This window comes from Haemophilus haemolyticus, from assembly GCF_003351405.1.
In the GTDB taxonomy this organism is placed as follows: domain Bacteria; phylum Pseudomonadota; class Gammaproteobacteria; order Enterobacterales; family Pasteurellaceae; genus Haemophilus; species Haemophilus haemolyticus_N.
Genome location: NZ_CP031240.1, coordinates 73,345 through 87,101, shown reverse-complemented (window position 1 = coordinate 87,101; position 13,757 = coordinate 73,345). Strand labels below are relative to the sequence as shown.

The window sequence follows — 13,757 nt, the reverse complement described above, 5'->3', positions numbered from 1 at the left end:
TGATGTATCCTTGGCAAGCATTTGCTCTCCAACCTAAGTTTTCTCATAAAATCGCCTTGCGCACTGCACAGGGCGATATTTTTAATTGGGCGCAAGTAGCCGAGAAAGTGAACCAAACTGTTTCCTTTTTACAAAATAAAGGTGTAAATCCTGAAAGTGCGGTTGCTTTTATTGGAAAAAATACAGAAAACATTTTATTTTTATATCTTGCCACAATCCAACTTGGTGCAAAAATTCTAGGTATTAATCCGGCTTTCCCTCAAGAAAAAATTTCTGAGTTGTGTGAAGTTCATCACATCGATTTTTGTTTTTATGATAAAGATTTGAGGGATTTGCCAATAGCTGGTGCAGTTATACAAAAAGCTGATTTCTTTCGCCCAGCAACAATGACACTTACGTCTGGCTCGACAAGTTTGCCAAAAGCGGTGGTGCATAATGTTCAAGCGCATTTAGATAATGCGAAGGGCATATGCGAATTGATGAAGTTCGATAGCGAACATTCTTGGCTACTTTCCTTGCCGTTATATCATGTTTCAGGTCAAGGTATTGTTTGGCGTTGGTTGAGTTGTGGCGCTGAATTGCATTTTCCGAAAACGGATTTTTACGCTTCATTATTGGAGGCAACTCACGTTTCTCTTGTGCCAACGCAATTACAGCGTTTATTAGATTATTTACAGGAAAATTCGAGCATTTCATTTGCTACACGCCATATTTTACTAGGCGGTGCGCATATTCAGACAGAACTTACACAAAAAATGGTGAAATATGGTATCGAAACTTATTCTGGTTATGGCATGACAGAAATGGCATCTACGGTTTTTGCCAAACAATCTGATAAAAAACAAGGCGTAGGGCAACCGTTATTAGGTCGAGAATATCGTTTGGTGAACGATGAAGTTTGGCTAAAAGGTGCTGGTTTGGCAATGGGGTATTGGAAAGAACGACAAATTTTTCCATTAACGAATAGTGACGGCTGGCTTCAGACAAAAGATAAAGGTATTTTGCAAGAGGGCGAACTGGTAATTATCGGACGACTTGATAATATGTTTATTTCTGGCGGTGAAAATATTCAGCCAGAAGAAATAGAGCAAGTGATGCTGAAAAATGCTATGGTGAAACAAGTTTTTGTTTTACCCAAAGCCGATCATGAATTTGGCTATCGCCCAGTTGCGATTGTTGCTTTGAATGAACCCTTTAATCAAAGTGTGGTCGAAAAACTCACTGAATTTTTACAAGATAAATTGGCTCGTTTTAAACAGCCAATAGCTTATTATGAATTGCCAGTAGATTTATCTACTGGTGCAATAAAAATATCACGTAAAGTGCTTGCCGATTGGTTAGCAAAACAAATAAACGAACAATAAAAATACAGGTAACTTATGAAAACATCACGTTTTTTCACCGTACTTTTAGCTACAGCTTTAATTGGTTGGGCGACGGTGCATCCAACATTTGCTGCAAATAAAAGCAAAATATTATTACCTACGGAGCAAGAGCTCACCGCAGATTTGGCTGACGCGCAAAAAATGGCTGATGGTGATGTAAAAACAGCACTTATTAATGAATTGCAAACCTCTTTAGATTTATTGCAACTCATTCAAACTCAACAAAAAAATAATGAAGATTTACATGATGTTTTAGCCCATGCTGATAGTGAAATTAAGAAAAATAATGTAGATTTATTGGCGTTTAAAAAGCAGTTAGAACAATCTAAATCAGTCGATTATCAAGCACAAAATTTAGCAGATTTACAGGCTGCATTAAGCAAACTTAGTGCTCAACAGCAGGAAACTCAAACAGCGTTAGGTAAAGCAAATACTCAATTAGCGGGGCAAAGCTCTGTATCTGAGCGTGCACAAACCAGTCTTACTGAGAATTTGAAACGCACACAAGAAATTAATCAACAATTAGCCGATAGCAATCTTACAAAAGCTTTACGCCAAAAAAATCAAATAGAATTACAGTTGATTGATTTAAAAAACGCTTACAACCAAGATTTATTGAAAAATAGTGATCAGCTGACATTGCTTTATCAAAGTCGTTATGATTTGTTGAATGTGCGTTTGCAATTGCTACAACAACAAATTGTGGCGATTCAAGAGGTGATTAATCAGAAAAACTTGGCGCAAACTCAAAACCAAGTGGAACAAGTTCAGCAACAGCAACTAAATAGTGCAAAAAATTCCTATATTCAGAAAGAATTGGCGCGTAATGCGGACTTGAGTCAATATTTGCTACAACAAACTGAGAAAACTAATATCTTGACGCAAGATGACTTGAGAATGCGTAATGTGTTGGAGAGTCTTACTCAAACTCAACATACGATTGACGAACAAATTAGCGCTTTACAAGGTACATTGGTACTTTCTCGTATTATTCAGCAACAAAAACAAAAATTACCAACTAATTTAAATATTCAAGGTTTATCAAAACAAATTGCAGATTTGAGGGTTCAGATTTTTGATATTACTCAAAAACGTAATGAGCTTTACGATTTAGATGCTTATATTCTTAAAGTAGAATCAGATGAAGGCGAAAAATTTAGTAATACAGAGAAGATTCAATTAACGAATTTATTAACTGAGCGTCGGAAAGTTTTATCTGACTTAATTAAATCATTGAATAGCCAGCTTAATTTAGCTATTTCATTAGAGCTTACTCAGCAGCAAATTACTCAAATAAGTGATCAAGTTCAAGCTAAATTAGATCAACAAAGTTTTTGGGTTAAAAGTAATAATCCTATTAATTTAGATTGGTTTAGTGAATTACCACATATATTTGTTGCTCAAGTAGATGGTATTGTGAAGAAAATTGGTTTTCCAACCAACTATAGTAATTTACCTTATTTACTGATGTATTTCTTTGCTCTGTTTGTTGTAGGCGGTGCGATTTTTCGTTTTAAAGAACGTATTAAACAGCGTTTAGCCAAAATTAATAGTGAAATTAATCGTTTGAAATATGACAATCAATGGAATACTCCATTAGCTATATTATTGACTGCATTTTTAACCCTTTCAGGGACATTATGGTTTTTAGCCATTTGCCAAATGATTGGTTTCTTTTTTGTGAAAAATCCAACTGAGTTTTGGGATTGGTCGTTTAGTATGGCTGGTTATTGGTGGTTCTTCACATTTTGGCTTTCTTTATTCCGCCCAAATGGGATTTTTGTGCGCCACTTTGAATTTTCTCAACAAAGTGCGGTGCGTTTTCAAAGTGTAATTAAACGTATTGTTGTAGCGGTTGTTTTATTACTTAATACATCAGTATTTAGTAACGTGACTGATTATGGGTTGGCAAATGATGTGATTGGGCAGGTGAACACAATAGTTTCATTGTTGTTCTGCATTATTATCATCGCACCACGTTTCAAAAATGTGCTACGTTCTTACGAAGATGAGAAAAAAAGCCATAACCACATTATCGTCAAAATTGTTCAATTTGGTTTACAGATTATTCCTGTTGGCTTAGTGCTATTAGTCTCATTGGGATACTATTACACTGCGTTGAATTTAATACAGCATCTGATTAATTCTTATATAGCCTGGTGTGTGTGGTGGTTAACTCGCCAAGTAATTTATCGTGGTATTACTGTATCCTCTCGTCGCTTGGCTCATCGCCGTTTAGAAGAAAAACGTAATCAGAAACGAGCAAGCATCAATGAAGGCTCAACATCTGATGAGCTTGTTCTTAATGAAAAAGAAGAAGGCTTAGCTCTAAATGAAGTGCGTAGCCAGTTATTGCGTTTTGCGGATCTTTTCATTTGGACTGCTTTGTTTGGTATTTTCTACTATGTTTGGTCAGATCTTGTAACAGTGGCAAGTTATTTGCGTGAAGTGACCTTATGGCAGCAAACGACGACTACTGAAGCTGGCACAGTGATGGAAAGTATCACTTTATTTAATCTTCTCGTCGCCTTGGTGATTGTAGGGATTACTTATGTGTTAGTACGCAATATCTCAGGTATTTTAGAAGTATTAATTTTCTCACGGGTTAAACTTTCACAAGGCACGCCTTATACTATTACTACATTGTTAACCTATGTTTTATTTGCGGTTGGTGGTGCGTGGGCATTTGCTACATTAGGCATGTCGTGGTCTAAATTGCAATGGTTGTTTGCTGCCCTTTCAGTTGGTTTGGGCTTTGGTATGCAAGAAATCTTTGCAAACTTTGTATCTGGGATTATTTTATTGTTTGAACGCCCAATTCGAGTGGGCGATACCGTTACGATAAACGGTGTCACTGGTACGGTAGCGAAAATCCGTATTCGTGCTATTACAATGATTGATCCTGATAGAAAAGAAGTAATTGTGCCGAATAAATCGTTTGTCACAGGGCAAGTGACGAACTGGGCATTATCAAATACCATTACTCGTTTAGTCATCTCTGTTGGGGTTGCTTATAACTCCGATTTAGAATTAGTAAAACGTTTGTTGTTACAAGCTGCTTATGAATTGCCAAGTGTTTTAAAAGAGCCTGAGCCAAGAGCGTTGTTTTTAAATTTTGGTGCAAGCACTTTAGACCATGAGTTACGAGTTTATGTCGGACAAGTTTCTGAGCGTAATGATACGCTTGATTTATTAAATCGTCGTGTAAATCAATTATTTAAAGAAAATAATATAGACATTGCTTTCAATCAGTTGGATATCTTTATTAAAAATAACGATACGGGTGAAGAGATTCCTTTTATTAATATGGAAAAATTAACTAAAACTAATTAAAGAGAAATAATATGGCGGGTAACACAATTGGACAACTTTTTCGTGTGACAACTTTTGGTGAGTCACATGGTATTGCATTAGGCTGTATCGTTGATGGGGTACCGCCAAATCTTGAATTATCTGAAAAAGATATTCAGCCAGATTTAGATCGTCGTAAACCTGGTACATCTCGATATACCACGCCGCGTCGTGAGGATGATGAAGTTCAAATTTTATCTGGTGTGTTTGAAGGAAAAACGACAGGCACAAGTATTGGAATGATCATTAAAAATGGTGATCAGCGTTCGCAAGATTATGGTGATATTAAAGATCGTTTCCGCCCAGGTCATGCAGACTTTACCTATCAGCAAAAATATGGCATCCGTGATTACCGTGGCGGTGGGCGTTCGTCAGCGCGTGAGACAGCGATGCGAGTTGCAGCGGGAGCGATTGCAAAAAAATATTTACGTGAATATTTTGGTATTGAAGTCCGCGGTTTTTTAAGCCAAATCGGTCATGTGAAAATTGCGCCGCAGACCATTGGAGACATTGATTGGGAAAAGGTAAACAGTAATCCATTCTTTTGTCCTGATGAAAGTGCGGTAGAAAAATTCGATAAATTGATCCGTGAACTTAAAAAAGAAGGGGATTCTATTGGCGCTAAACTTACTGTTATCGCTGAAAATGTTCCAGTCGGATTAGGTGAGCCAGTATTTGACCGTTTAGATGCGGATCTTGCCCATGCATTAATGGGAATTAATGCAGTAAAAGGTGTCGAAATTGGTGATGGTTTTGCTGTGGTTGAGCAACGTGGAAGTGAACATCGTGATGAAATGACACCAGATGGATTTGAAAGCAATCATGCTGGTGGCATTTTAGGCGGAATTAGTTCTGGTCAACCGATTATCGTCACTATTGCGCTAAAACCGACTTCAAGTATTACGATTCCTGGTCGTTCAATCAATCTTAATGGCGAAGCCGTAGAGGTTGTAACAAAAGGTCGACACGATCCTTGTGTGGGTATTCGTGCGGTACCCATCGCAGAAGCCATGATGGCGATTGTCTTATTAGATCATCTATTACGTTTTAAGGCACAGTGTAAGTGATCTTAATGTGATATTTAAGGCTAGGTTGCTATCTCCTAGGTAAGCTTTGATGTTCCCCCTTTGAGCAATGAATGTTCCTCAAAGGGGAGTTATTTTTTATCGTGGGTATATTTATCGACGGTGAAACTATTAATGATAATATTAGAATGAATAAAATTTTATTAAAAACAACAATAATTTTTACCGCACTTTTCTCTCTGAATGTTGTTGCGTCTCCTCTCGATTGGCAAAAAGTGAAACGTCCCATTCCAAGTGATGATGGGAAAGCAAAACCTATTGGTAGTTATACCAATGGTTGTATTATAGGGGCGCAAGCATTACCGCCAAAAGGTGAAGGTTACCAAGTGATTCGTATGAATCGCAATCGCTATTATGGCCATCCAAATATGATTCAGTATCTTGAACGTTTGGGACAACGCGCTAAAGCTGCTGGGTTGCCAACGATGTTAGTAGGCGATATTGCCATGCCAGGTGGCGGGCGATTTTTAACGGGCCATGCTAGCCATCAGATGGGATTAGATGCGGATATTTGGTTAAGAATGGGCGAAATGTCAGACGCCGATGCGCTGAATTCTGATGGTAAAGGTTTATTAGTTGTAGATAGAAAGGCGCAACGAGTGGATGATCGTGTATGGAATACCAATCATACGATGTTAATTAAGTTAGCCGCTCAAGATCCAAATGTGACACGTATTTTTGTTAATCCTGCGATTAAGGTAAAATTATGTCAAACCGCTGGCAGTGATCGCGGTTGGCTACACAAAGTTCGTCCTTGGTATGGACACGACTCTCACTTTCATGTTCGTTTAACTTGCCCAGCAGATGCGCCTTATTGTGAAAATCAAGCGCCTGTGCCTGCTGGTGATGGTTGTGGAGACGAATTATATTCTTGGTTTGAACCGCCAAAACCAGGCGCTTCAGTGAGCAAACCTAAAGTTACACCACTAGAGCCGTTTTTGTGTCAACAAATTTTGAACTCACCGAATCGGAGTGAATGGTTAGAATAGCATTAAGGTAAATCAATATGGATATCGGAATTGATCTTTTAGCAATATTGTTTTGTGTTGGTTTTGTCGCATCATTTATCGATGCGATTGCTGGCGGTGGTGGATTAATCACTATTCCCGCATTGCTCATGACAGGTATGCCACCTGCAATGGCGTTAGGCACCAACAAATTGCAAGCTATGGGGGGCGCATTATCCGCAAGCCTTTATTTCTTGCGAAAAAGAGCGGTCAATTTACGCGATATTTGGTTTATTTTGATTTGGGTTTTCTTAGGTTCTGCCCTAGGTACATTATTAATTCAATCAATTGATGTGGCGATTTTCAAAAAAATGCTTCCTTTTTTGATTTTAGCTATTGGCCTATATTTTTTATTTACTCCTAAATTAGGTGATGAAGATCGGAAACAACGATTAAGTTATCTGTTATTTGGTCTTTTAGTTAGCCCATTTTTGGGTTTTTATGATGGCTTCTTTGGGCCCGGGACTGGCTCAATCATGAGTTTAGCCTGTGTTACTTTGCTAGGGTTTAATCTCTCGAAAGCAACGGCACATGCAAAAGTGATGAACTTCACTTCAAACCTTGCTTCTTTTGCGCTTTTCTTATTGGGCGGACAAATTCTTTGGAAAGTGGGTTTCGTGATGATGGCAGGGAGCATTTTAGGTGCAAATTTAGGCGCCAAAATGGTGATGACGAAAGGTAAAACCTTGATTCGACCGATGGTTGTTATCATGTCTTTTATGATGACGGCTAAAATGGTTTACGATCAGGGTTGGTTTCATTTTTAATTCGGAAAGCGCGCAAAAGTGCGGTTAAAATTAATTACATTTTATTATGTCGGATAATCAACAAAATTTACGTTTGACGGCGAGAGTAGGATATGAAGCGCACTTTTCATGGTCGTATTTAAAGCCTCAATATTGGGAAATTTGGCTCGGTATTTTCTTTTTATTGTTGTTAGCATTTCTGCCTTTTCGTCTGCGCGATAAATTGGCGGGGAAATTAGGTATTTGGATTGGGCATAAAGCAAAGAAACAGCGTACGCGTGCACAAACTAACTTGCGATATTGTTTCCCTCATTGGACTGAGCAACAACGTGAGCAAGTCATTGATAAAATGTTTGCGGTTGTTGCACAAGTTATGTTTGGTATTGGTGAGATTGCCATCCGTTCAAAGAAACATTTGCAAAAACGCAGCGAATTTATCGGTCTTGAACATATCGAACAGGCAAAAGCTGAAGGCAAGAATATTATTCTTATGGTGCCACATGGCTGGGCGATTGATGCCTCGGGCATTATTTTGCACACTCAAGGTATGCCAATGACTTCTATGTATAATCCACATCGTAATCCATTGGTGGATTGGCTTTGGACAATTACACGCCAACGTTTCGGCGGAAAAATGCATGCTCGCCAAAATGGTATTAAACCTTTTTTAAATCATGTTCGTAAAGGTGAAATGGGTTATTACTTACCTGATGAAGATTTTGGAGCCGAGCAAAGCGTATTTGTTGATTTCTTTGGAACTTATAAAGCGACATTGCCGGGATTAAATAAAATGGCAAAACTTTCTAAAGCCGTTGTTATTCCAATGTTTCCTCGTTATAACGCTGAGGCTGGCAAATACGAAATAGAAATTCATCCTGCAATGAATTTAAGTGATGAGCCTGAACAATCAGCCCGAGCAATGAATGAAGAAATAGAATCTTTTGTTACGCCAGCGCCAGAGCAATATGTTTGGATTTTGCAATTATTGCGCACAAGGAAGGATGGCGAAGATCTTTATGATTAAGAGTAGGTTTAAACTTCATATTCTCGAAAACGGATATTCAACAAGGTAAATAAAAATGGAAGAAAAAATTCGGCTGACGCAATACAGCCATGGTGCGGGTTGAGGTTGTAAAATTTCGCCTAAGGTGTTAGGGACAATTTTACATTCAGAACTGGAAAAATTTTATGATCCAAATTTGCTCGTCGGCAATGAAACTGCTGACGATGCAGCGGTGTATGATCTTGGTAATGGAACTGCAATTATCAGTACCACAGACTTTTTCATGCCGATTGTGGATGATCCTTTTGATTTTGGACGAATTGCCGCAACTAATGCCATTAGTGACATTTTTGCTATGGGCGGTAAGCCGATTATGGGCATCGCCATTTTAGGTTTTCCAACCAATATATTACCAGCGGAAGTTGCACAGAAAATTGTTGATGGTGGTCGTTTTGCTTGCCATCAAGCGGGGATTGCTTTGGCGGGGGGACATTCTATTGATTCGCCTGAACCTATTTTTGGGTTAGCCGTGACAGGCGTAATTGACACTGAAAAAGTGAAACGTAATGCGTCTGCAAAATCAGGTTGTAGGCTTTATATGACGAAACCGCTTGGTATTGGTATTTTGACGACGGCGGAGAAAAAAGGAAAACTAAAACCAGAACATCAAGGTTTAGCTACTGCCGCCATGTGCCAAATGAATTCTATTGGCAGCCAATTTTCCCAAGTGGAGGGCGTCACCGCAATGACCGATGTCACCGGATTTGGTTTACTTGGTCATTTAATTGAAATCTGTGAAGGTTCAAATTTAAGTGCGGTAGTTTTTGCGGACAAAATTAAAACCTTGGACGGTGTTAAAGATTATATTGCTCAAGGTTGCGTACCAGGTGGAACGGGGCGTAATTTTGAAAGTTATGGATATAAAGTAGGGATGTTGACGGAAGAACAAAAAGCGATTTTGTGCGATCCTCAAACATCAGGCGGTTTATTAGTAGCAGTTGAGCCTAATAGCGTTCAAACAGTCATTGAAATAGCCAAAGATGCGGGCATTGATTTATATGAAGTGGGTGAATTAAAACCTAAATCAGAATCCGATGTTGTCGTTCAAATAGCTTAATAAAAAAGCGTGGAAATTTTAAAATCCACGCTTTTTTATTTTCTAGAAGGATTATTTGCCGATAACGTCTAATCCGCCCATATACGGACGTAGCACTTCTGGCACGGTGATTGAACCATCTGCATTTTGATAGTTTTCAAGAACAGCTACTAAAGTACGGCCAACTGCCAAGCCAGAACCATTTAAGGTGTGTACTAAGCGCGTTTTCTTATCGCCTTTTGCTTTACAACGTGCTTGCATTCGGCGAGCTTGGAAATCCCACATATTGGAGCAAGAAGAAATTTCACGATAAGTATTTTGTGCAGGCACCCAAACTTCTAAGTCGTAAGTTTTGCAAGAACCAAAGCCCATATCGCCTGTGCAAAGTAAAACTTTACGGTATGGTAAATTTAATAATTGCAATACTTTTTCCGCATGGCCAGTTAATTCTTCAAGTGCTTCCATTGATTTATCTGGATCAACGATTTGTACCATTTCCACTTTATCAAATTGGTGCATACGAATTAAACCGCGAGTATCACGACCGTAAGAACCAGCTTCTGAACGGAAACATGGCGTATGTGCGGTCATTTTTATTGGTAATTCTGCTTCATCAATGATTACATCACGCACTAAATTAGTGACTGGCACTTCTGCGGTTGGAATTAATGCGTAAGGTTGTTCGCCTTCTAAGGCTAAAGTATGGAATAAATCTTCACCGAATTTTGGTAATTGACCTGTTCCATAAAGTGTTGCGTGATTCACTAAATAAGGCACGTAGGTTTCTAAATAGCCGTGTTGTTCAGTATGAAGATCTAACATGAATTGCGCTAATGTACGGTGCATTTTTGCGATTTGACCTTTCATTACGGCAAAACGCGCACCAGCCAATTTAGCCCCAGCGGCAAAATCTAAGCCATTGGCCTCTTCACCTAATGAGACATGATCTTTCACTTCAAAATCAAATGTACGTGGTGTACCCCAACGTAAGATTTCTTTATTTTCGGTGTCATCTTTGCCTAATGGTACTTCGTCTGCAGGTAGATTTGGAATACTTAATGCGATTTGATTAATTTCCGCAAGTACCGCATCTAATTGTGCTTTTGCTTCAGTCAATTGGTTGCCCATATTGTCTATTTCAGCCAATAATGGCGCGATATCTTCACCACGCGCTTTGGCAGCACCAATGGCTTTGGAGCGAGTATTACGCTCCGCTTGTAAGTTTTCTGTGGTGACTTGTAAGTTCTTGCGTTGTTCTTCTAATGAGGTGAGTTTTTCTGTATCAAGAATAAAGTTACGTTTTATTTTTAATTTTTCTGCGACTTCCGCTAAATTATTACGGAGTAAATTTGGATCGATCATGGTATTTCCTTACTTTTTTCGTTGAAATGAAAACGGTTTTATTCTATCGCACGTTGTTGAAATAAACCAGTTAAAAGCCAAGGGAAAAGCGAGATTCTGAAAATAAAGAAAAATACACCGCACTTTGTGCTAAAATTCGCGCCAATTTAATCAAATTTTTAGGTGAGTTATGAGAAAATTTATTCTTTCTTTTTTATTTATGATTATCGGCGGTGGGCTTGGTTTTGCGGGGGCTCATTTTCACCCGACAAAATGGCAGGTTAGTGCGCAATTTGAAGCGCCAAAAATGAGTGAACTAGGTAATTATTTTTCTCTTTTTTCTACATACAGTTTAGTTAGCGGTGATGCTGATGCCGTTGATATGGTAAAAATTGAGCGTAAGGCGACCAATTCTGCCTATCATGAATTTACAAAAATTCTTAATTCACCTGCTCAATTAATGGCTTTTTTAAATCAATCTGATTTTGTGAAAGCGAGAGCTAAAGTTGAAAATCAAACGATTCAGCAAATCGCCTCACATTTTAAATTTTCCCAAGAAAATAATCTTGAACAATTAACCCTGTCTTCTTTTGATCGTGAAGAAGTGGATCAACTTTTTGTGGAATACATTCGTTATGTGAATAATCAAGCGCGCCAAACATTAAATAATGAATTGATTACAAAATGGAAATCGTTATTCGAACAAGTGAAAAATGCTGCAGACGCTAAAATTGACGTTTCTTGGGAAAACAAATTGAAAATGATGCAATCTGTTCAACCGTTAGATAATAATTTGGTGGCATTTCATTTTGTTCAACAGCCTAATCTTGTGATATCAGAGAAACCTTATGTTATCTCAACGGGTATTGGTGCTGGTTTTGGAATTATCCTTAGTTTGTTAGCGATGCTGATTTTAGGTGCTGGAAGAAATAAAAAAGCGAAAGAGTAAAGGATTATTTGAGAGAAATAAATTTTGTGATCGTTGTCAAATTTTTAAGATTGTTTTCTGTTTATTTGGGGCGAATGTAGTAAACTTAAACCAGTTAAAACCACTATAGGAGCAATACTATGTTTCCCGAATACCGAGAATTAATCACCAAACTTAAAAGTAATGATGCTTATTTCGATCGTCTTTTTGAAAAGCATAACGAATTAGATCATGAAATTAAGAACATGCAGGAAAACATTCAGCTCGCCACTCATATGGAAATTGAGGCTTTGAAAAAAGAAAAATTACGGATTAAAGATGAGCTTTATGAATACCTCAAGAAAAAATCACAATAATAGTAAGAAAACCGGCGGATGCCGGTTTTTTTGTTGAACTATTTTAGTATCACACCACCGGTTTTTGTCGATAAAACAATAATCCTGGTAAGGCTAATCCAAATACTATTGCGCCTAGGATAAAACTGGTATTAATAAAGGAACTAATCATTTGTTCAAATAACGCATCGGAAAAGCCGAAATGATGAATTTGTACCATTGAAATCATTGCTTTATAGGCATGAACACCGGGGATCATCGGGATAATTGCGGCAACGGTGAAGGCTTTGGGGTGGGCTAAATAACGATGGGAAAGATGCACGCCTAAAAATCCAATTACGCAAGTGGCAAAGAAGGTGGCAAATACAATAGGCATATTAATATGCAGTAATAATGTGCGTGTCACATGCCCAAGTGCGGCTAAAATTGCGCAATATTTTAAGGCTTTTGGCGGCACATTAAATACTAAAGCAAAGCCCACAGCTGGAATCGCGGCAAATAACATATTATCGAGTAATTTCAAGATAAATATTGTGATGTCTAATAACATTTTAATGCCCCCAAGTTGTAATATGTAATACGCTTAAAGCGAATACAATACCAAGACATGCGCCAAAAGTGAGAATAGTCGCAATCGTCCAACGGCCTAATCCCATATTGACATAACCTTTTAATATATCTGCCAAAGAATTAATCAGAGGAAACCCTGGCACCAGTAATAACACACTAGACGCTAAAGCAATTTGAGGATCGTTACCTAAGTTATATTTTAAGCTCACGCCAGAAATCAGCGAGGCGACAAAAGAGGTGATGGCAAAGACGATAAGGGGATTATAGTGCCGTTTAGAAAATTCTTGTCGCACAAACATTGCAATGGCAGCCGCCGCAAAGGTGATGCCACAAATCACCCAGTCTCCACCAGATAAATGGGCGAATGCTGCACAAGATAATCCAATCATAAACACCACTAACCATCGGTTGTATTTAAGCGGTTTTAATTGATCCAGTTTTCTTTGTGCGATTTCTAAGTCATACAAATGATGTTCAACGGCAATCACAATGCGCTGAACATCAGTAACCATTTGCATATTAATGCCTTTATCCGTATTTTTTCGTGCGGTGGTAATGCAATGATTATCTGATAAGGTCGTCAGCACCACCGCATTTGCCGTGAGCGCACATTCTACGCTTTCTACGCCAAGTGCGATGCCTAAACGCTGCGCCATTTGCACCACCACAGTACTTTCTGCACCATGTTGTAACAAGAGCAGTGCCGTTTGTACGCACACGCGAGTCACCGCCCGTTGATATTCGTGTTCCATATCTTTGTTCTCTATCAAAATATACCTATAAATAATTATAAAAATGTTTTCTGAAAAATGCGCAAAAAAGAACCGCACTTATGATTTAAGTCAAAAATTTTTTAGTGAAAAATTTTGTTATATCGATCACAAAATAAATAATTTTTCTTTGATAATAC

12 protein-coding genes are annotated in these 13,757 nt (G+C 38.3%); 9 read left to right on the top strand and 3 right to left on the bottom strand.

Features of this window, described 5'->3' with window-relative positions:
• Window positions 1-2 precede the first annotated feature (2 nt).
• The 7 genes from menE to selD all read left to right on the top strand — a co-directional run bounded on the left by menE (window position 3) and on the right by selD (window position 9,694).
• Window positions 3-1,364, top strand: a complete 1,362-nt coding sequence (gene menE, locus DV427_RS00385) for an o-succinylbenzoate--CoA ligase (protein ID WP_114892154.1) — start codon at window positions 3-5, stop codon at window positions 1,362-1,364.
• 15 nt (window positions 1,365-1,379) lie between these two features.
• Window positions 1,380-4,718 carry a mechanosensitive channel MscK gene (mscK, locus tag DV427_RS00380; RefSeq protein WP_114890915.1) on the top strand — a complete coding sequence of 1,113 codons (3,339 nt, stop codon included), beginning with the start codon at window positions 1,380-1,382 and terminating at the stop codon, window positions 4,716-4,718.
• 11 nt (window positions 4,719-4,729) lie between these two features.
• Window positions 4,730-5,803 carry a chorismate synthase gene (aroC, locus tag DV427_RS00375; protein ID WP_114890914.1) on the top strand — a complete coding sequence of 358 codons (1,074 nt, stop codon included), beginning with the start codon at window positions 4,730-4,732 and terminating at the stop codon, window positions 5,801-5,803.
• Window positions 5,804-5,949: 146 nt separating this feature from the next.
• Window positions 5,950-6,810 carry a penicillin-insensitive murein endopeptidase gene (gene mepA, locus DV427_RS00370; protein ID WP_114892153.1) on the top strand — a complete coding sequence of 287 codons (861 nt, stop codon included), beginning with the start codon at window positions 5,950-5,952 and terminating at the stop codon, window positions 6,808-6,810.
• A gap of 17 nt (window positions 6,811-6,827) precedes the next feature.
• Window positions 6,828-7,595, top strand: coding sequence for a TSUP family transporter (locus DV427_RS00365; protein WP_114890913.1), 768 nt, complete (start codon window positions 6,828-6,830; stop codon window positions 7,593-7,595).
• A 46-nt stretch (window positions 7,596-7,641) separates the two neighbouring features.
• Window positions 7,642-8,598, top strand: coding sequence for a lauroyl-Kdo(2)-lipid IV(A) myristoyltransferase (gene lpxM, locus DV427_RS00360; RefSeq protein WP_114890912.1), 957 nt, complete (start codon window positions 7,642-7,644; stop codon window positions 8,596-8,598).
• A gap of 55 nt (window positions 8,599-8,653) precedes the next feature.
• A complete protein-coding gene (gene selD, locus DV427_RS00355) occupies window positions 8,654-9,694 on the top strand; it encodes a selenide, water dikinase SelD (protein WP_114890911.1) in 1,041 nt (346 codons plus the stop codon).
• 51 nt (window positions 9,695-9,745) lie between these two features.
• On the opposite strand, the gene serS is transcribed toward selD, so the two are convergent.
• Window positions 9,746-11,035, bottom strand: a complete 1,290-nt coding sequence (gene serS, locus DV427_RS00350; RefSeq protein WP_114890910.1) for a serine--tRNA ligase — start codon at window positions 11,033-11,035, stop codon at window positions 9,746-9,748.
• Window positions 11,036-11,204: 169 nt separating this feature from the next.
• On the opposite strand from serS, the gene DV427_RS00345 reads away from it, so the two are divergent.
• Both DV427_RS00345 and DV427_RS00340 read left to right on the top strand, forming a co-directional pair.
• Complete coding sequence (locus DV427_RS00345; protein WP_114890909.1) at window positions 11,205-11,963, top strand: hypothetical protein; 759 nt, start codon at window positions 11,205-11,207, stop codon at window positions 11,961-11,963.
• Between the two features lie 119 nt (window positions 11,964-12,082).
• Window positions 12,083-12,298 (top strand): HP1242/YdcH family protein, encoded by a 216-nt coding sequence (locus DV427_RS00340; protein WP_114890908.1) that lies wholly within the window; start codon window positions 12,083-12,085, stop codon window positions 12,296-12,298.
• Between the two features lie 49 nt (window positions 12,299-12,347).
• On the opposite strand, the gene DV427_RS00335 is transcribed toward DV427_RS00340, so the two are convergent.
• Entirely contained in the window at window positions 12,348-12,827 is a 480-nt protein-coding gene (locus tag DV427_RS00335; protein WP_114890907.1) for a threonine/serine exporter family protein, read from the bottom strand.
• A 1-nt stretch (window position 12,828) separates the two neighbouring features.
• Complete coding sequence (locus tag DV427_RS00330) at window positions 12,829-13,599, bottom strand: threonine/serine exporter family protein (RefSeq protein WP_114890906.1); 771 nt, start codon at window positions 13,597-13,599, stop codon at window positions 12,829-12,831.
• Window positions 13,600-13,757: the final 158 nt, after the last annotated feature.